Source organism: Shewanella sp., assembly GCF_048265805.1.
GTDB lineage: Bacteria > Pseudomonadota > Gammaproteobacteria > Enterobacterales > Shewanellaceae > Shewanella.
This window is the reverse complement of record NZ_JBLXAT010000029.1, coordinates 1-18,884: the sequence shown is the minus strand read 5'-3', so window position 1 is coordinate 18,884 and position 18,884 is coordinate 1. Positions and strand designations below refer to the sequence as shown.

Annotated in this window: 22 protein-coding genes and 1 pseudogene; 20 read left to right on the top strand and 3 right to left on the bottom strand. The window is 50.1% G+C overall.

Annotated elements, in window-relative coordinates:
- Positions 1-3 precede the first annotated feature (3 nt).
- Both ACN0TT_RS16880 and ACN0TT_RS16875 read left to right on the top strand, forming a co-directional pair.
- Positions 4-471 (top strand): DUF4920 domain-containing protein, encoded by a 468-nt coding sequence (locus tag ACN0TT_RS16880; protein WP_417763315.1) that lies wholly within the window; start codon positions 4-6, stop codon positions 469-471.
- The gene (locus tag ACN0TT_RS16875) at positions 464-1,045 is read left to right on the top strand and encodes a PepSY-associated TM helix domain-containing protein (RefSeq protein ID WP_417763314.1); all 582 of its coding nucleotides are present in this window, start codon (positions 464-466) and stop codon (positions 1,043-1,045) included. Before ACN0TT_RS16880 ends, ACN0TT_RS16875 begins: the two co-directional genes overlap by 8 nt.
- Positions 1,046-1,329: 284 nt before the next feature.
- Here ACN0TT_RS16875 and ACN0TT_RS16870 read toward each other — a convergent pair whose 3' ends face one another.
- Positions 1,330-1,452 carry a hypothetical protein gene (locus ACN0TT_RS16870; RefSeq protein WP_417763313.1) on the bottom strand — a complete coding sequence of 41 codons (123 nt, stop codon included), beginning with the start codon at positions 1,450-1,452 and terminating at the stop codon, positions 1,330-1,332.
- A 181-nt stretch (positions 1,453-1,633) separates the two neighbouring features.
- On the opposite strand from ACN0TT_RS16870, the gene ACN0TT_RS16865 reads away from it, so the two are divergent.
- From ACN0TT_RS16865 to ACN0TT_RS16845, 5 genes are all read left to right on the top strand, one after another.
- Positions 1,634-1,885, top strand: coding sequence for a DUF2999 family protein (locus tag ACN0TT_RS16865; RefSeq protein WP_417763312.1), 252 nt, complete (start codon positions 1,634-1,636; stop codon positions 1,883-1,885).
- Between the two features lie 156 nt (positions 1,886-2,041).
- Positions 2,042-2,350 (top strand): hypothetical protein, encoded by a 309-nt coding sequence (locus ACN0TT_RS16860; RefSeq protein WP_417763311.1) that lies wholly within the window; start codon positions 2,042-2,044, stop codon positions 2,348-2,350.
- Between the two features lie 1,131 nt (positions 2,351-3,481).
- Complete coding sequence (locus ACN0TT_RS16855) at positions 3,482-3,814, top strand: helix-turn-helix domain-containing protein (RefSeq protein WP_417763310.1); 333 nt, start codon at positions 3,482-3,484, stop codon at positions 3,812-3,814.
- Positions 3,799-4,107, top strand: a complete 309-nt coding sequence (locus ACN0TT_RS16850; RefSeq protein ID WP_417763309.1) for a HipA N-terminal domain-containing protein — start codon at positions 3,799-3,801, stop codon at positions 4,105-4,107. Before ACN0TT_RS16855 ends, ACN0TT_RS16850 begins: the two co-directional genes overlap by 16 nt.
- A 5-nt stretch (positions 4,108-4,112) precedes the next feature.
- Positions 4,113-5,138 (top strand): HipA domain-containing protein, encoded by a 1,026-nt coding sequence (locus ACN0TT_RS16845; RefSeq protein ID WP_417763308.1) that lies wholly within the window; start codon positions 4,113-4,115, stop codon positions 5,136-5,138.
- Between the two features lie 647 nt (positions 5,139-5,785).
- Here ACN0TT_RS16845 and ACN0TT_RS16840 read toward each other — a convergent pair.
- Entirely contained in the window at positions 5,786-5,926 is a 141-nt protein-coding gene (locus tag ACN0TT_RS16840; protein ID WP_417763307.1) for a hypothetical protein, read from the bottom strand.
- A gap of 423 nt (positions 5,927-6,349) precedes the next feature.
- On the opposite strand from ACN0TT_RS16840, the pseudogene ACN0TT_RS16835 reads away from it, so the two are divergent.
- The 3 genes and pseudogenes from ACN0TT_RS16835 to ACN0TT_RS16825 form a co-directional block, all read left to right on the top strand.
- Positions 6,350-6,586, top strand: a pseudogene (locus tag ACN0TT_RS16835) (alpha-amylase family glycosyl hydrolase); the annotation flags it as partial.
- 41 nt (positions 6,587-6,627) lie between these two features.
- Positions 6,628-6,807: a hypothetical protein gene (locus ACN0TT_RS16830; RefSeq protein WP_417763306.1), complete on the top strand. Its 180-nt coding sequence runs from the start codon at positions 6,628-6,630 to the stop codon at positions 6,805-6,807.
- The gene (locus tag ACN0TT_RS16825) at positions 6,800-7,645 is read left to right on the top strand and encodes an immunity 49 family protein (protein ID WP_417763305.1); all 846 of its coding nucleotides are present in this window, start codon (positions 6,800-6,802) and stop codon (positions 7,643-7,645) included. The genes ACN0TT_RS16830 and ACN0TT_RS16825 overlap by 8 nt, the downstream gene beginning before the upstream one ends.
- Positions 7,646-7,952: 307 nt before the next feature.
- Here ACN0TT_RS16825 and ACN0TT_RS16820 read toward each other — a convergent pair whose 3' ends face one another.
- Positions 7,953-8,189 carry a hypothetical protein gene (locus ACN0TT_RS16820; RefSeq protein ID WP_417763304.1) on the bottom strand — a complete coding sequence of 79 codons (237 nt, stop codon included), beginning with the start codon at positions 8,187-8,189 and terminating at the stop codon, positions 7,953-7,955.
- Between the two features lie 765 nt (positions 8,190-8,954).
- Between ACN0TT_RS16820 and nifH the strand changes: the two genes are divergently transcribed.
- The 10 genes from nifH (at position 8,955) to fdxB (ending at position 18,476) form a co-directional block, all read left to right on the top strand.
- Positions 8,955-9,830 (top strand): nitrogenase iron protein, encoded by an 876-nt coding sequence (nifH, locus tag ACN0TT_RS16815; RefSeq protein WP_417763303.1) that lies wholly within the window; start codon positions 8,955-8,957, stop codon positions 9,828-9,830.
- Positions 9,831-9,878: 48 nt separating this feature from the next.
- The gene (gene nifD / locus ACN0TT_RS16810; protein WP_417763302.1) at positions 9,879-11,345 is read left to right on the top strand and encodes a nitrogenase molybdenum-iron protein alpha chain; all 1,467 of its coding nucleotides are present in this window, start codon (positions 9,879-9,881) and stop codon (positions 11,343-11,345) included.
- A gap of 82 nt (positions 11,346-11,427) precedes the next feature.
- Positions 11,428-12,999, top strand: coding sequence for a nitrogenase molybdenum-iron protein subunit beta (nifK, locus tag ACN0TT_RS16805; RefSeq protein WP_417763301.1), 1,572 nt, complete (start codon positions 11,428-11,430; stop codon positions 12,997-12,999).
- 135 nt (positions 13,000-13,134) lie between these two features.
- Positions 13,135-13,356, top strand: coding sequence for a putative nitrogen fixation protein NifT (gene nifT / locus ACN0TT_RS16800; protein WP_417763300.1), 222 nt, complete (start codon positions 13,135-13,137; stop codon positions 13,354-13,356).
- A 13-nt stretch (positions 13,357-13,369) separates the two neighbouring features.
- Complete coding sequence (locus ACN0TT_RS16795; RefSeq protein ID WP_417763299.1) at positions 13,370-14,056, top strand: NifB/NifX family molybdenum-iron cluster-binding protein; 687 nt, start codon at positions 13,370-13,372, stop codon at positions 14,054-14,056.
- A 1-nt stretch (position 14,057) separates the two neighbouring features.
- On the top strand, positions 14,058-14,354 hold the full coding sequence (locus ACN0TT_RS16790; protein ID WP_417763298.1) for a hypothetical protein: 297 nt from the start codon (positions 14,058-14,060) through the stop codon (positions 14,352-14,354).
- A gap of 328 nt (positions 14,355-14,682) precedes the next feature.
- Positions 14,683-16,128 carry a nitrogenase iron-molybdenum cofactor biosynthesis protein NifE gene (gene nifE / locus ACN0TT_RS16785; protein WP_417763297.1) on the top strand — a complete coding sequence of 482 codons (1,446 nt, stop codon included), beginning with the start codon at positions 14,683-14,685 and terminating at the stop codon, positions 16,126-16,128.
- Between the two features lie 21 nt (positions 16,129-16,149).
- Positions 16,150-17,535, top strand: a complete 1,386-nt coding sequence (gene nifN, locus ACN0TT_RS16780; protein ID WP_417763296.1) for a nitrogenase iron-molybdenum cofactor biosynthesis protein NifN — start codon at positions 16,150-16,152, stop codon at positions 17,533-17,535.
- Positions 17,532-18,008 carry a NifB/NifX family molybdenum-iron cluster-binding protein gene (locus tag ACN0TT_RS16775; RefSeq protein WP_417763295.1) on the top strand — a complete coding sequence of 159 codons (477 nt, stop codon included), beginning with the start codon at positions 17,532-17,534 and terminating at the stop codon, positions 18,006-18,008. The genes nifN and ACN0TT_RS16775 overlap by 4 nt, the downstream gene beginning before the upstream one ends.
- A gap of 183 nt (positions 18,009-18,191) precedes the next feature.
- On the top strand, positions 18,192-18,476 hold the full coding sequence (gene fdxB / locus ACN0TT_RS16770) for a ferredoxin III, nif-specific (RefSeq protein WP_417763294.1): 285 nt from the start codon (positions 18,192-18,194) through the stop codon (positions 18,474-18,476).
- Positions 18,477-18,884 lie beyond the last annotated feature (408 nt).

The window sequence follows — 18,884 nt, the reverse complement described above, 5'->3', positions numbered from 1 at the left end:
TCTATGTTCACTAAAATCCTATGGGTGCTGGCGTTTACCGCTGCTAGCGTCGTTTCAGTCAATGCTGAACCGCTCACCTTTGGCACGGCCGTTGAGGCCGATAAGCTCACGGCGGTATCGACCATTTTAGCCACACCGAACGACTATGTAGGCAAACAAGTCACTATCAAAGGCGTGGTCACCAATGTGTGTGAAAAACGCGGCTGCTGGATGACGGTAAAATCAGACCAACGCTTTCAAGAGCTGTTTATCAAAGTGCGTGACGGTGACATGGTATTCCCCATGAGCGCGCGCGGTAGTGAAGCGATTGTCACCGGTAAGCTGAGTGCGGTGCCACTGAGTTTGGAACAAAGCCGCGCCTATCTTGCCGATGAAGCGAAAAAGCAGGGCAAAGATTTTGATGTGGCTAGCGTGACTGAGCCGGTCAATTTTTACCAGCTGGCGCCGAGCGGAGTGAAGATCTTTGAATAGCTCGGCAGGTAAATGGTTAGGTGTTAATTGGTTTAAGTTCAACCGTTCATTACATCGCGATATTGGGTATTTTTGCGTGGGGCTGACCATTGTGTTTGCCGTCTCTGGCATTGCGGTTAATCATATTCGCGATTGGAACCCCAACTATCAGGTGTTGCAATCACAGCAACAGTTGCCCGCACAGGCATGGCAGCAGTTGAGTGATAGCCAGTTAGAGCAGCAGATGCTACAAGCGGCCGATGTCAATTTGCCAAAAAAGACCAGCTATTGGAGTTCAGCGCATGAATTTAAGCTGTTTTTGCAAAACGGCAGCAATCTCACGCTCGATACGGAGCGCAGCGTGCTAAGCGCTGAGCTGATTAAACCGCGTTATGTGCTGCAAGCGTTTAATAAATTGCACCTCAATGAAGGCCACAGCACGTGGGTGATCTTCTCCGATCTGTATGCGGCGATGTTACTGTTTCTGTCGCTGTCGGCACTGTTTATGGTCAAAGGTAAGCACAGTCCGTGGCGCAAACGTTCAGTGTTGGTGATTGCGGGCATCGTGCTGCCTGCTGTGTTTGTGTTTATGTAAAACAGCGGCGAGTTTCGAGTGGCGCGTTGCGAGCTAAAAGTCAAAAGCTAAAAGCAAGAGCAGTGGTGAGTTTTGAGAGGCGAGTAGCGGGCGGAAAGATAAGGCTGTCGCGAGTGGCGCGTTACGAGCTAAAAGTCAAATGCTAAAAGCAAAAACAGCGGCGAGTTTTGATTGGCGCCTTGCGAGCTAAAGGCTCAATCCCGCGAGCTGTCGCTCGAATCTCGCGACTCGAAATAATCTCTCACAACCCGCGACTCGAATCTCGAAACCCGCAACTGTTTATCCTATTTCTGTTGTAACCGTTCAATCAACGCCTGCTGATATTCCGGTAATTTGCTGCGTGAAATACGTTGGAACATCAGCGCTTCAAGGTAAGTCATACCTGCATGCAACACGCTGGCTTTCATCGGCCAAAATACATCGGCTAACTGATGTCAAGGCGGCCTTTTTCGGCGTAGGTGGAGTCACTGCCCGCCGAAAAAAACGATCAGCAGCTCCTAGCCTTCAATGTGATACGTGGCTACACCTACGTGGAGTGGAATGCTAAACTGTGGCTCATTTCGTTAAATGCGTGCCAAAGGTGATGCTGTGAACCCAATTATTGCGCTGTTAAAAGAGAACAATATTAGCAACGAGCAAATTAGCGAGTTGTTTCAAACCTTGACCCAAAACCCGTTGGCGGCGATGGCGACCATCGGCCAATTGGGTCTGCCCCCAGAAAAACTGCAACTGTTGATGGGGCAGGTGATGCAAAACCCTGCGCTGATCAAAGAAGCCGTAGAAGAGCTGGGCTTAGATTTCTCTAAAGTGGAAGCGGCCAAAGCACAGTTGAACAAGTGATATCACTTAGCTGTTAGCCCTAGGCCGTTATGCGTTAGCAAACGGCCTTTTTGTTGGCAGATGGCATTTGTTTGTGACACCAAGAAATATCTCAGTAGAATGCCCACTCTCGCGGCTCGCCGCGCTGTTTTGCCTTCCAACTCATAGGCCGCAACCATGAAAAAGTTTTCCAAAGTACAACTCAAACAGCAAGCCATTGTGATGAGCGTTGCTGACGCGCTTGAAGCACAAGCCCGCGCTGAACTCCCCGGTATGCTGCAATGTTGGTTTAACGTGGAATACCAGTTGTTTCCCAGTTCATTACTGTTGCGGTTTCAGTTTGAAAACGAAACCGCGTTAGCGGCAGCCGAGCCAGAATTACTGGCGTGGCAGAAGCGATTAAGTGCTGCGATGCTCAAAAAAGGCGTGGTGCTGAAGGATATGCGCAAGAATTTGATTTTTACCCTAGCGGGTCCAGAGGATTAGGCTGTTTGGATGCGCGAAACGGGGGCGCGCTTTTGTCGCAAACTGCGTTTGCGAATGTTGCTGGCAGTTTCCGTATTTTGTCAGCTGACTGACGAGTGGTTTGCGAACTCTTCGCGCTAAATCGCCTGCAGCGGGCACATGCACAGATGATCCAGTGACACGCTGTGAACCCTCCATGGGCGCTCGATCCTCGGCGTCCTGCCTCGGACGGTCACTGGTTCATTTGTGCTTGGAATTCACGGAGTACACCCGCCGACTTATATGTTGTTCTTACCTATTAAACGGTGAATGCCTCGATTGCTTGATATCTGCCCAACGCCCCTACGCAGCGCCGAAGGGGAATTTATGCTGCTTGAACGTTGGCACTTTCATCGGTATCGCAAAGTGTTGCTTGCATCATTTGATGTGCTAAATCGCTTGCAGCGGGGACGTGCATGGATGCACTAATGGCGTGAAGGACAGGACGTCCGAGAACGCCCCTTATGCACAGATGCTCCAGTGACATGCTGTGAACCCATCCATGGGTGCTGGGCGCTCGGCCTCGGCATCGACGTACAGGATGTACTAATGCCGTGAAGCACATGGACGTGTGAAAACTGTCATGCCTCGGACGGTCACTGGTTCATCTGTGCTGGGTATTCTCGGCGTACTCCTGCCATTTCAGAGTCGTTCTTACTCATTAAACGGCGAATGTCTCGATTGTTCTTGTCTGCCCAACGCACCTGCGCTGTGTCGAAGGGAAATCGGTGTTATCTGCAAATTCCGTGTGTTAGCTGGATTAAATCAACGCTGTCGCTATTTATAGCTTTTTGTTCATAATTTTGTGCTAAGTAGATGGTTTACATCATATGTGTACATAATTTTGATGTTATCATTGGGTTTTAGGTTGATTTGTCATAATTTTAAACAAATAAATAAATATTTATCAATTTGTTTTAAATATTGATGGATAAAGGTTGTGTATCTATAATATTGAACGTTTATATTGTTAAATTTATTTATGTTCAGTTTATTGTGCATATGAGTACCTTGATATGACGAGTGATTATCTCAGCTATGGCGAGTTAGTGCTGGTTCGGTACCTCGCAATTCATCAAGCAGTGATAAGTAAGTAGAGTGTTGGGGGGCTGCATGAATAACGACACATTAGAGAATATTGAAAAATTACAGCGCCAGTTGCTTGATTCCGTGAAGCAGTTGGACGAAATGAAGCGAGAGCTAAACCGCTCCATTGATCAACATAAGTACCAATCGCTCTACGAGATTTCCAATACATTGGAGCTTGGCAAATTGTTGGCAGAGTTCCGCATTAAAGAGCGGATAGATGTGTCAGATCTTGCGCTACAGTCAGATGCTTCAAGAGGCACGATTACCCGTATCCTTGATGATCCCAAGGGAACATCCATCGCCACCGTGCTAACGGTTGTCGAGGCGCTAGGGGGCAAACTATGTATCGCAAAGTGATGGTGTTGCTGCATGGTGTTCATGCGGGAGATCTTACCCAGCAGGACGATCAGTATTCATTTCAGTATCTTGCCGACTACGCTGGTCCCCGCATTTCTCTCAGCTTGCCAGTTAGAGCTGAACCCTATGTATCACAAGGTGTACTGCATCCCTATTTTTCATCGTTAGCTCCAGAAGGATGGCTGCGACGGGTGTATAGCAACCAACAAAAAATTGATGAAAAAGACTTGCTGGGCATATTGATGGAAAACGGGGATAACCTTTTGGGTGCAATCGAAATAAAAGGGTACTGATAGATATGTCTAACTGTCGCATTACGCTGCAAGCGTTGCAGACTCCCGCAGAGCAAGAAACTGGTTTCTCCAAAGCGGGGATGAAAGCGTTGGCTGGGTCAGCTAATATTAGTTTTGAACTGCCGTTCACCGCTGCCGAATTTGTACAACAAAAACCGGCGAAACAGAAAGGCATGAGCATTTCTGGCGCGCAACCCAAATTACAGTTAACACTTGATAGCGCTAAACGACACTTTGACATTATCGACAGCCAAGGCGCATTCATACTTAAGCCCTCCCCCCCCGAATTTCCTTATCTAGCAGAAAACGAGCACTGCATTATGTCGGTGATGAAACAACTTAAGTTTGAGATACCGCCGTTTGGCATGTTGCAGTTTGCGTCTGAACCGGGCAAAGCGACTGAGTATGCGTTTGTCATCAAGCGATTTGATCGTGCCGCAGATGGCAGCAAAATACATCAAGAGCAGTTAGATGGGGCAATGAATATTGCCGAAAAATATGGCCGAATTGATGCGGGTAAGCAGATGGTTAGCTATGAGACCATTGGCCGATTTTTAAAAGACCAAAATGTATTAAAAACCTTGGCCGATATACGTGATTTTTTTCGTCGGGTGGCCTACGCATATCTACTGGGTAATAACGATTTACACCTGCGCAATTTCGGCATTGTTGCGCCCAATAGACTCGCTCCCGTTTATGATTTTGTCAGTGTTGCGCCATATTCCGCATACTTTGCTTCTGGTTACCTTGCTTTGCCACTTTTAGCCATCGAAGAAGGTGAGCAGCAACTGGCGCCAGGGTTTGAAACTGCCTATGGTGAATACCTTGGGATCGACTTTTTACTGTTTGCCAAAGGCCTAGGTTTAAGTGAGAAATTCGCTTTAACTATTATTCAGCGAGATTTGCCGAAAGAGGCTGATAAGGTACTGTCAGTTATCCATGATTCGCATATGCCCGAGGAGATGAAGGCCGTTGTCAGCAACTGCTTTAAACAACGTTCCAATCGTATGCAGATCGTTAGCGCCCCTTAGGCCGTTTGGAGGCGCGAAGCGGTTTCGCGCTTTGTGTTGTTGGTGTTGCTTGCAGTTGCGGTGATTGCATGTGGCAACTTATCAACCTGTCAGCGCTGATGCACCAAATCGCCTGCAGCGGGGACGTGCATGGATGCACTAATGTCGTGGAGGACAGGACGTCCGAGAACGGCCTTATGCACACACATCCTTGTGGCACGCTGCAAGTACATCCGAGTAAGCTCGACGCCAGCAAATTACATCCATGTAATTTGCCAGCTCGCCATCCGTGGCTCGCGCTCATGAGCACATCGCTATTGCGATATTCGCCTTGCTGGCGACGGCCACAAGTCCGCATGTGCTGGGAATTCTCGGCGCACTCCTGCCAATTAAATGTTGTTCTTGGCTATTAAACAGCAAATGACTCGATTGTTCGCTATCTGCCCAATGCCCCTACGCAGCGCTGAAGGGGAATCGGCGTTGCCTGTAGATTAAGGGTGTTAGCCGGATTAAATTGGTATGTCCTAATTTTTCTTGTTTGAGGAAATAAGGGGTTGTCATGTGTTGCTTAGTTTTTAGTTAGTCAGTTCGAACTATCGCCAGAAAAACATTGAAGGCGAATAATCACTCGTTATCAGCCTGCGGTATGCAATAGTTGAACTCACTGATTACTTTTCTGCTTCAGCAGCCAATTTTGATTTTTGCAAACGGGCAACGCCAGTAAACATGCCCCAAAAGAAAATCCCAATGCAAGCGATAAAAATGCCAATACCGACAGGGGACCCCCAGCTAAACCACTCAATGATCATAGGTAAATCTCCGATGTTGAATAATTGTTATTTATGTTGCAGTCGCTACTGTATGTGGCTTGTGTGCTGAATGCAACATGCGTAGTGTAAATGCCCTTAGAGTAAAGCCATGCAGATAAGGTAAAGCCGAAGGTCGCACGTTGTTATCGCTTCAGAACTAAATTGGTAGGTGCCCGAGGTGACCATCTCAGCACCCATCAATTTGCGTAGAGCTGTTCCTAAATGTAGGCCACTGGCCTCATTAGTTATCATCGTGCTTAGTTTAGCATCATTTAGCAAGGAGCCTTGTAGTACAGGGCTTTGCGAGTGTATGCGTATAAACCCAAGCCAAATAAGGCTTTCAGCAGGGTGCAGTACAATTAGGAACACTTATTTAGGCTGAACCTTCACATGGAGTGAACTTGTACAACAAGGAGTGTTGTTATGACCGTTGCCCGCCGCCGTTTGATTGATGTTGAATCAACCCCTTATTACCACGTCATTAACCGTTGTGTACGCCGCGCTTTTCTGTGTGGTGAAGATGCCTTAACTGGCCGTAGTTACGAGCATCGCCGAGAGTGGATTGCCACTAAAATCCGCCAGCTTTCGGCTATTTTTTGTATCGATATTTGTGCCTATGCGGTGATGAATAACCACTATCACTTAGTGTTAAAAAATGATGCCTGTCCTCATATTTTGCCTTTGAAAAGCAAGTTAAGAATTTGAACAATACAGTTACTAAAATCAAGGCTGCTGTGGATGATATAACGGGCAGTAAAATTAAAACAATTGTCGCTAAACAACCATTGAATGATAATGGCCCACTTAAACCATCGGTTTCCCTCTCAGAAATGAGCAACAAATACGACATTGAAAAGAAACAGGATATCCCCCATGATTAAGCGCCACATTGACTTTGACTCACATAGGTTCATACCGCTTGAAGCGTTAGAAACATTTGAGGGGCTTCTCTCCGATGATGATGGTCTATATGACAATATGCGTCGGAATAATGGTGGTAGTGTGATGGGCTTATACATTACTGAATCATTAAATGCGGTGTCTAATTCAATAATCGCTGATTGCCCCAAGGCCACCACCTTACGCTATCTAAAGCTTGCGAGAGAGTTTGGAGTCGCCCATTTTGCTCAACATGTGCGACATGGTGAGACCTTTGAGGTCAGCATTAATGGCCAGCAGATAACGCTGACTGGCCGTTACAAAGGTGACTACACCGACAGTAACGCTTGGTGGAAAACCTACTATACCGCCATTGTACTGCGCGATATCGACGCCATTAATAGTTTGCAAAAAGTACAACCTAAACATTTTGCCATGGCCAATGTTCCTAGTAGCCCGTTTGATTTGGCCTTAGTCGCGGTGCTGCAAGGCTTGTTTCAACAAGATGCTAATATGGCCGAACGCTTAAAAGTGGCACTGACTGCTGAGATAAAAGGCGGCAAGGCGCGGGAAAAACGAACCAATCACTTATTTATCCCGCTATTACCGGTTATCCGTTGTATCTTCACCCCCGATGCCGAAGCGGAATTTAATCAGGTGGTTAAAGAAGCGGTAAAGCTGCATAAGAAATTTTGGAATGGGGACAAATATGACTGCGCTGGCTGGATATCGTTAGCGCTTACTGCGCTTGCCGCCATCGCCAAAGCCCGCAACGGCTGGCAGCTCGACTTTGAAACGGACTATATCCCACAGTGGTTAGTGGATGGGGATTTCAGCTAAGGTATTTTCTTATTCGAACTCGTATAAACAGGCTACTTTTCGTAGCCTGTTTTCGTTCATACAAGCTAGCAGATATCAGATATCTCAGGTTAGGGGGCGGCTGTACGAATAAGTTCCTTGTATGCACTGCGGGGCTGTGTAACCCATAGCCTTTAAGCGTTAGCCAAGGCTGCCATGCTTATGTCTGTTCTAAGCAGCTATCGCCGCCATATCCAGCGTGTAGCGAGCAATTTGTCATTTGGCCGCTGTTAGCTAAATCCTGAGTCACCTTGGGGGGCTCACTCAATATAGTTAATGGTCAGTGTACCTACATAACCTCGATAGATGAGGCTTGTTTGACTGGGTGTTTGCTGATGAACATAGTGGCCGTTCTGCCATACGGGCTCAAAGTGGCAAAAATGGGGACATCCACCAAATTAACCTCAGATAACATACTGAAATTACAAGCAACACCAATTCCCCTTGGCGCGGCGTAGGTGCGTTGGGCAGGCATCAAGCAATCGAGATATTCGCCGTTCTCGCACGTCCCTGTGCTCCACGGCATTAGTACATCCTGTACGTCGATACCTCGAAGCGATAGTAAGGAATGAGCGATTTGCGCAGATGACAAACCAGAAGCGCCGTAGTGTTTCGCGACGTGGGGCGTCGTCGGGGTTGATAAGGGCGAATACTCATCGACGATGAGTGTGCTTATGAGCGCGAGCCAAGGAAGGCGAGCTGGCAATTAGACATGGACGTCATTCGAGGCCGTCCAGTCCCCTTGTCTCGTGGTGTGAGCGCGAAAGCTCACGACCTTAGCAACCGCAGGTTGCAATCGCGCAGCGATAAATCACGCTACATGCAATGTCGTCAGTAACAGACGAACTCCGAGAATTACCAGCACAGATGAACCAGTGACCGTCCGAGCCATGGAAGGCGAGGCCGAGCGCCCATGGATGGGTTCACAGCGTGTCACTGGATCATCTGTGCATGCGCCCACCGCAGGTGATTAACTAAGTCAAAGCCATCAGGCGCCATCAGTGCAACGTGGAATAACCCAACCTCCAAACACCACTGCGCGCAGCGCAGGATGACATTAGTCATCCACCCACAACTGCGCCACGTCTGCCGCAACAGCAGACCTACAAACTTGTTGAAAACACGACAAACCACTCGGCGTTTGTCTGCGTTCCTCCGCATTGTCAGTCATACGACAATAGAAAATACTCAATAAAAACATATTGATGCAATTTCCACCTACCCTTGGCGCGTTTTTCGCAGCCACCCATTCGAATTGTGTTAGTCAACAAGCCCGAGGGAGGGACTCATTATGGCAATTCGTCAATGTGCGATTTACGGCAAGGGCGGCATCGGCAAGTCGACCACGACGCAAAACTTGGTCGCGGCACTCGCTGAAGCTGGTAAGAAAGTGATGATCATCGGTTGTGACCCAAAAGCAGACTCCACCCGTTTGATCCTGCACTCCAAAGCGCAAAACACCATCATGGAAACTGCGGCTGAGCAGGGCTCTGTGGAAGATATCGAACTAGAAGACGTGCTTAAAGTCGGTTATGGCGATGTGCGTTGTGTTGAGTCAGGTGGTCCAGAGCCAGGCGTAGGTTGTGCGGGCCGTGGGGTTATCACTGCGATCAACTTCTTGGAAGAAGAAGGCGCTTATGAAGACGACCTCGACTTTGTGTTCTACGACGTGCTGGGTGACGTGGTGTGCGGTGGCTTCGCGATGCCAATTCGTGAAAACAAAGCACAAGAAATCTACATCGTTTGCTCTGGCGAAATGATGGCGATGTATGCGGCCAACAACATCTCTAAAGGGATCTGTAAATACGCAGCGTCCGGTAGCGTGCGTTTGGCGGGTCTTATCTGTAACTCACGTAACACTGACCGCGAAGACGAGTTGATCATGGCACTGGCGGCCCAAATCGGCACGCAGATGATCCACTTCGTACCACGCGACAACATTGTGCAACGTGCTGAAATCCGACGCATGACAGTGATCGAATACGACCCAGCTTGTAAGCAAGCTGACGAGTATCGCGCGCTGGCGCAAAAGATCATCGACAACAAAATGTTTGTTGTGCCAGAGCCTTGCACCATGGATGAGCTGGAAGACCTGTTGATGGAATTCGGCATCATGGACGTAGAAGACGAAACAATCATCGGTAAGACCGCTGCTGAATTGGCGTAAGCGCTGCGCGGCAATCTTATTCAAGCATATATCCAAGAGGAACATGCGATGGAGATGACTAAAGAGCAAACCCAGGCCTTGATTGATGAGGTGCTGGAAGTTTATCCGGCGGCGGCGCGTAAAGACCGTGCTAAGCACTTGGCGGTGAATGACCAAGCCAATGCGGGCAGCAAATGTATTACCTCCAACCGTAAATCTCAGCCGGGGGTGATGACCATTCGTGGTTGTGCTTACGCTGGGTCTAAAGGGGTAGTGTGGGGCCCAGTGAAAGATATGATCCATATCTCGCATGGTCCCATCGGCTGCGGCCAATACTCACGAGCCGGACGTCGTAACTATTACACCGGTATGACTGGCGTGAACGCGTTTGGCACCATGAACATCACTACTGACTTCCAAGAACGCGACATCGTGTTCGGCGGTGACAAGAAATTGGAAGCGGCGATTGATGAGTTGGAGCAACTGTTCCCACTGACTAAAGGCTTGTCGATTCAATCGGAATGCCCGGTCGGTTTGATTGGTGACGACATTGAAGCGGTTGCCAAGAAAAAAGGCGCGGAGCTGGGTAAAACCATTGTGCCAGTGCGTTGTGAAGGCTTCCGTGGGGTATCGCAATCACTCGGCCACCACATTGCTAACGACACCATTCGTGACCATGTACTGGCGCCAAATGAAGGCAAAGCGTTTGAAGCCACAGAGTATGACGTTGCCATTATTGGTGACTACAACATCGGTGGTGATGCTTGGTCTTCCCGCATCATTCTCGAAGACATGGGGCTACGCGTGGTGGCGCAATGGTCTGGTGACGGCACCTTAGCCGAGATGGAAAACACGCCGAAAGTGAAGCTCAACCTCGTGCACTGCTATCGTTCGATGAACTATATCGTGCGCTACATGGAAGAGAAGAACGGTATACCTTGGGTGGAATACAACCTGTTTGGCCCAACCAAAATTGAAGAGTCAATGCGCAAAATTGCTGGCTTCTTTGATGACAAGATCAAGGCGCAAACCGAAGAGGTGATCAAACGTTACCGCGAACAGTGGGATCAAGTGATTGCTAAGTATCGTCCACGCTTAGAAGGCAAGTCAGTGATGTTGTATGTCGGCGGCTTACGCCCGCGTCACATCATCGGTGCCTACGAAGATTTGGGCATGGAAATTTGCGGTGCGGGTTATGAGTTCGCCCATAACGATGACTATGTCAAAACCACGCCCGAAGTGAAAGACGCCACTTTGCTGTTCGATGACGCCAGCGCTTATGAGTTGGAAGAGTTTGTGAAAAAACTTAAACCAGACTTGGTCGGCTCCGGTGTGAAAGAGAAGTATGTGTTCCAAAAAATGGGCTTTCCATTCCGCCAAATGCACAGCTGGGATTACTCAGGCCCGTACCACGGTGTCGATGGTTTCGCCATCTTTGCCCGCGATATGGATCTGACCATGAACAACCCATGTTGGAAAAACATGAAGGCACCATGGAGCAAAACGGCCGCCGCAGATCTGGCTAAAACCGCCTGATGCCATTGCAGCAAGGCCGTAGTAGAACGGTAGATAACCCGCGCCGGAGTTCACGGATTAGTGGCACGGTAGGAGAATAGTCATGACGCAAAAAGTCGAGCAAATCAAAACTGGTTACGCGTTATTTAAGCAACCAGAATATCAGGAGCTGTTGGCTAGCAAACACGCGACTTTTGAAGAAGCCGTGGAAGATGCCAAAGTCAAAGAGGTCTTTGACTGGACAACAACGAAAGAATACCAAGAGATTAACTTTAACCGTAAGCACGTCACCATTGACCCCGCCAAAGCCTGTCAGCCGTTAGGCGCAGTGCTGTGCGCGCTGGGCTTTGAAAAAACCTTGCCGTATGTGCATGGTTCACAAGGGTGCGTGGCTTATTTCAGAACCTATTTTAACCGTCACTTCAAAGAGCCTGTTGCCTGCGTGTCAGACTCAATGACTGAAGATGCCGCAGTGTTCGGTGGCCAAAAGAACATGTTTGCTGGCCTCGAAAACGCCTACGCACTCTACAAGCCGGAAGTGATTGCCGTTTCAACCACCTGCATGGCAGAAGTTATCGGTGACGACTTAAACGCCTTTATCGGTAACGCTAAAAAAGAAGGGCATCTGCCAGAAAGTGTGCCGACGCCATTTGCGCACACACCAAGTTTCGTGGGCAGCCACGTAACTGGTTGGGACAACATGTTTGAAGGTATTCTGCGCTATTTCACCATCAACGAGATGGAAGGTAAGCAAGTGGGCAGCAATGGCAAAATTAACATTGTGCCTGGCTTTGAAACCTACCTTGGCAACTATCGTGTTATCCAACGCATGCTCAAAGAGATGGATGTTGACTATTCCTTCCTGTGTGATACTTCCGAAGTGTTGGATACGCCAGCGGACGGTGAATATCGTATGTACTCAGGTGGTACGCCAGTGGCTGAGGTGAAAGATGCGCCGAACGCCATTACCACTATCATGCTGCAACCCGATCAACTGACTAAATCAACCAAATTTGTCCAAGAGATTTGGCACCAAGACGTGCCCAAACTCAACATTCCCATGGGCTTGGAATGGACCGATGATTTTGTGATGAAAGTGTCTGAGTTGACCGGCAAACCTATCCCAGAATCTATCACCAAAGAGCGTGGCCGCTTAGTCGACATGATGACTGACTCGCACACTTGGTTACATGGCGTCACTATCTCGATTTTTGGTGACCCAGATTACCTCAGTGGTATGTGCAAACTGTTGACCGAACTTGGTTGCGAAATCAAACACGTGCTGTGCCACAACGGCAGCAAACGCTGGCGCAAAAAGATGGAAGCCCAACTGGCGGAAACGCCATACGGTGAAAATGCGCAAGTGTTGGTGGGGCATGACTTGTGGCACTTCCGCTCGCTGATGTTTACCGAGAAACCGGATCTAATGATCGGTAATTCTTACGGCAAATTTATTCAGCGTGACACCAAGGCAAAAGGTGAAGAGTTTGAAGTACCCTTGGTACGCATTGGCTTCCCAATCTTTGACCGTCACCACCTGCATCGCAGCGCCACTTTGGGCTACGAAGGCGCCATGTATGTGCTCACCACCTTGGTGAATGAAGTACTGGCCAAGCTGGATCGTGAAACCATGGCCTTAGGCAAAACAGATTACGCCTTTGACCTTGTGCGCTAAGCCGTTACCGCAGGCAGTGCGTAATTGCTGCCTGCGGGTTGCTTAGAGGCAATGACCTAAGCACGGCGTAGTGCGGTGTCGGCGGATGAGTTCGCCAGCGGCAATGCGCCTTGCGCCATAACCCAAGGAATCACCATGGCAAACGTAATGATTCAGTACAACGAGCAGGGGGAACTGTGCCTCTATCTGCCCAAGAAAGATTTGGAAGAGGCCATTACCCACTTTGAGTTTGACGAAGAACAACGCTGGGGTGGCGAAGTACACCTAGTGAGCGGGGCGATCTATTACATCGATCCCATGCCATCTCGGCCCAAATTGCCGATAACTGTCCGAGCCAAACGGCTACAGGCAGCGTAAGGAGGAGCGGGCAATGTCACGATTTATTTCCGACGAAGCGGCACTGCGTGTCGCACTGGCTAGCCGCAGCTTGCCAGATATTGAACTGATCTCGCTGTTAGGTTTGCTGGTGCAGCACCTAGGAGAACCGTTAACAGAGGACAAGTTAGCCGGATTATCGCCGAAGGCATTTCGGTTGATGATTAGCTCACTGTCCAACACGCCCACGCGTAAAGATGTGAATGAAGCGTTGGCGATACTGATGGACAGCGAGGTGGTGTCGGTAGATGCACCAGAAATTATCGATGTGCCACCATTGCCCAGCCCTAAACTGACGGTAGCTGTTACCTCCAATCAAGGCGAGATGGTCAACGGCCATTATGGCTCCTGCTTGCGCGTACTGGTGTATGAAGTGAACGCCAGTACCCATCAGTTGGTGGATATTCGCCAAGTGGCAAGTCACTTATCGGGAGAAGCGCGCGCCGAACATATGCTGACGCTGCTCAAAGGTTGTCAGATGCTGTTTACCTTGTCGATTGGCGGCCCTGCGGCGGCACGCGTAACCCGCGCTAACATCCATCCAGTGAAAAAATCGGTACCGGAAGAAGCCGCCGTCGCCATGCAGAGTTTAAGCAGTGTGATTGCCGGTAATCCGCCACCGTGGATTGCCAAGTTGCTCGGTGTGGCGACACCCATGACCCTGTCAGCGGTGGAGGCATAATATGAGCACTATGTCGGCGGCCTCATTATCCGTAGCGGCGCAGCGCATCGCTACGATTGGCGAGCAAATCGCGTCTCATCCAGTCATCAACGAACAGGTGTTGATTGCCATGCGCAGTGAATTCCCATCACTGAAGTTTACCCTGTGTTTTGAAGATGATCTGGGTGAGCGCGAACCCTATCTGAGTTATGCCAGCTTTGACCTGCACTTGATGCAGTTACGGCAAGATAGCTGCGCGGGATTAACTTTCTCGCCAGAGGATTGCTCAGGCATTGTGGTCGCCTTACATTTGGATTGAACCTTACCCACTGCATGAGGAAAGATGCCAGTAAAGCTGAGTATTGTGCATCGGCCAAGCGCCTGTAGCGATTGGGCGCTGCTTGCCGCCAATAACAAGTGTGTTGGTCATATTTCCTTCCTGAGACTCTTCCTTGTCTCACATCAGTGTTTGGCTTTGTCATAAACCCGACAAAGCCATTTTTTTATGTCGGCTTTTTGGTTGACGTATCATGTAAAAACAATGAGTTAACTCTTGGCGTTCTCCTTGCACTTTCACCGTATCACTTTCGATTAGCCGTGCGCGGTGGGTCGAAATCGTTGCCACCGCCTACAGCAAGGAGCTAGCCATGAAGCCATCTGAGATCCGCCTACTGCAGGACGAGCCTGCGTGCGAGCATAACAAAGGCAGTAAAAGCGGCTGTGCGCGGCCAAAACCTGGCGCTACTGCTGGTGGTTGTAGCTTTGATGGGGCGCAGATCAGTTTGCTGCCGATTGCCGATGTGGGCCACATAGTGCACGGCCCCATCGCCTGTGCGGGGAACAGCTGGAACAATCGCGGCACACGCGCCGTTGGCGCTAACTTGTTTCGTCTGGGGTTTACCACCGACCTTAATGAGCAAGATGTGATCATGGGACGTGCCGAAAAGCGCTTGCTGCATGCCATTAAACAGCTGATTGAGGAACATAACCCGCCGGCGGTATTCGTCTATATGACGTGCGTGCCAGCATTGGAGGGTAATGACATTGAGTCGATTTGTAAGTTAGCCGCAGAGCGCTGGCACAAGCCGGTGATCCCGGTGGATGCCGCCGGTTTTTATGGCAACAAAAACCTCGGTAACCGTATTGCGGGCAGTGTGATGGTTAAACACGTGGTGGGCACCGCTGAGCCGCCAGCCAAACCTGTGATGCTGCATGACCCTTCGCGCAAGGTGCACGACATAGTGTTGATTGGTGAATACAACATTGCTGGTGAGTTCTGGCATGTGTCACCGCTATTTGAAGAACTCGGCCAGCGAGTGCTGTGCTGCATGGCGGGTGATACCCAATTTCATCAAATTCAAACCATGCACCGCGCTGATGCCGCCATGGTGGTGTGCTCGCGGGCGCAAATTAACGTCGCGCGGCGGCTGCAAGAGCAGTGGGGCGTGCCATGGTTCGAGGGCAGCTTTTACGGCATTGAAGATACCTCCGCCGCGCTGCGTGGTTTTGCCAAATTGCTCAATGATGCCAAGCTGACCGAGCATGTCGAGCAAGTGATTGCTCGTGAAGAAACCCGTGTACGCGAAGCACTGAAACCGTTTCGGGCGCAACTGGCAGGCAAGCGGGCGTTGCTCTATACCGGCGGGGTGAAATCGTGGTCGGTGGTCTCGGCATTAAAAGAGATCGGCATTGAGGTGGTCGCCACCGGGACGAAAAAATCTACCCAATCTGACAAACAACGCATTATCGACATCATGGGTGAAAACGCTTTGATGCTGGATGAAGGTGGTGCGCGACAATTGATCAGCACCTGCTGTCAACACAACGCCGATTTGATGATTGCTGGTGGCCGCAACATGTACACCGCGCTCAAAGCCAAAATGCCGTTTCTGGATATTAACCAAGAACGCCACCATGCCTACGCCGGATACCAAGGGATGATCACCTTAGCCGAAGAGCTGGTTCGCACGCTTAACAGCCCGATTTGGGGCGCCGTGCGCAGCCATTCACCATGGGAAAAAACACCGTGGGACAGTGGCCAAATGGCCGATGACAGCGAGTTGGCACCGTTAACCAGTAACGTCAGCGCATAACCCAAGGCATAGGAGTAACTCATGGCTACCATCAGTAAACAGAACACCCCGTTGGTGACGCAACCGCTAAAAACTAGCCCCGCCACCGGTGCAACCTTGGCCAGCCTTGGCATCAACCGCTGCATTCCGTTGCTGCATGGCTCGCAAGGATGTGGCGCGTTTGCCAAGGTGTACTTGATCCAACATCTGCGTGAGCCAATCCCACTACAAAACACCGCCATTGACCAAGTCGCGGCAGTGATGGGCGGTGATGACAACTTATTTGAAGCGCTCAAAACCCTGTGTCACAAAGAGGCGCCGCAGATCATTACCGTGATGACCTCCGGCCTGACTGAAATGCAGGGCACCGATACGTTTCGCGTGATTGCTGACTTTCGGCAACGCCACCCCGAATTTGCCGCCACCCGCATTGTGAATATGGCCACGCCAGATTTTAACGGCAGCATGCAAACCGGTTTCGCCGCTTGCGTCGACTCGCTGGTGCGCCAATTGGTACAGCCGCCATCGGGTAGGCAGCGGGTGCGTAAACAACTCAATGTGCTCTGCTCGGTCGGCATGACCAGTGCCGATATTGACACGCTGAAGCGCTATCTCGACGCGTTTGAGTTGGATGCGGTGCTGGTGCCGGACTTATCGCTGTCGCTGGATGGTCATCTCGGCGATGACGATTTCTCGCCCACCTCTACCGGCGGTACCTCAGTGCTGGAGATTGAGCAGATGTCCGATAGCGCCGCCACCTTGGTGCTAGGTCGGTCGCTGCTCGGCACCGCTAACTGGTTGCAGCAGCGCTTTAATATTCCGCTCATTGCGTGCGATATGGGCATGGGCATTGAAGCGATGGATAGCTTAGTGATGCAGCTAGCAAAACTCAGCGGGCGACCGGTTCCGAGTTGGATTAACCGCGCGCGGCGCCGCTTGCAAGATGCCATGCTCGATTGCCACTTTGTGCTGAGCAATGAAACGGTGGGCATGGCGCTCGAGCCAGATCTACTCATGGGTTACTCCACGTTACTGAGTGAAATGGGCATCAAACAGCCAACGGTTGTGACCACCGTCGACATGGCTGGCTTGGCCGAGTTGGACGCCGGCGAGGTGATCATCGGCGATATCCATCGGCTGAGCCAAACCACCGCTAACTTACGGCTGGTGATCAGTAACAGCCACGCCGCGGCGGTATTTGAACCCGACACTCCGGTGCTACGCGCAGGTTATCCGTGCCACGATCAGTTCGGCAATATGGATGTGCAGCAGTTTGGCTATGAAGGTAGCCGCGAACGCCTATTTGCGCTCGCCAATCTGGTGTTGCGGCATCATCACGACGAAGTGGCACCGCATATCAGTCGCTATCGTTTTGGCGCCGACCAAGTGACGCCACATCCGGCCACTGCAACGAGGGTAAGTGCATGACGACTGAGCGTAAATTACATATTGAACCGCAACCACAAGACGGTGAATTTCCGTTGAAAGTGGCGTTTGCCACCGCCAACCGCCGCCAAGTGGAGCAACATTTTGGCAGTGCGCGTGGCATGTTGATTTATGGCGTGGATAGCCGTGAATGGCGCATTCTAGCCGCGATTGAATATGCCGAAGCGGAACCCAAAGCGCATGACCGCTTGCCAGCACGCATCAACGACCTTGCTGGCTGTGCCGCCGTGTTTTGTAACGCCTGCGGTGCCTCCGCCATTCGGCAACTGCTGGAGCGCGGTATCCATCCGGTAAAAGTGGACGAGGGCGCAGATATTCACACCCTGCTGCTAGAGCTACAACAAGAGTTACAAGGCAAACCTATGGGCTGGCTCGCCCGTTCACTCAAACAAGTTAAACGCGCACCGAATAACGAAGCCGAGCGGCTACAAGCGTTAATGGATGAGGAATGGTGAGGCGCAGCTGCGAGCTAAATGCTTAGAACTTAGAACTTAAAACTTAGAACTTAGCGCTTACAACTTACAACTTAGCGCTTACAACTTACAGCTTACAACTTACAGCTTAGCGCTTACAGCTTAAAACTTACAGCTTACAGCTCTAACTACAAGATTTATCATCAATAATAAGGGAGCAACACCATGAGTCATGTCGTCGGCTATACCCGCGGGGGCGCGGAGTGGGAGCCACAGTACATCGAAGCCGTGAATCAACACAACTGCATTGGTTGTGGTCGCTGCTTTAAAGTCTGTTCGCGTAATGTGTTTGATTTGGTTGAAAAAGAAGATGCCGATGAAGACGATCTTTATGATGAAGAAGTCATGATGGTGATGAGCATTGCCGACGGCGATGACTGTATTGGCTGTCAGGCTTGCTCTAAAGTCTGCCCCAAAGGGTGCCATAGTTTTGCGGCCAAAGCGGCGTAGCTTGCGACGGCAGTTGCTGGTAGATGATGAGGTTGTCTGCTACGACTGATGTTGCTGGTTAAGTTCGGTGTTTATTCATTGCCGGCCACAGGCTTACGCAAGCGCATCCCTGTGGCGCGCTATGAATATATCCCTATAAGCTCGTCGCCAGCATCCATGCTGGCGACGGCAACAAATCCGCACATGCTAGGAATTCACGGAACTTTATAGCTATTGGGTTGAAGATGAAACGATAGAAATGGCCTCATCTATAATAGTTAAGTGATATTTGCTTCTTAGTCGATCACCTGATGCGCATCTAAAAATCTTTCTATTGTTGTGCAGGCTTAGGTCTGAGGAATCCCCTGATGATTTAGATAAAAATCATCAAATTAAGGTAGATGCGCATCTTGTCATGTGATCAAATGA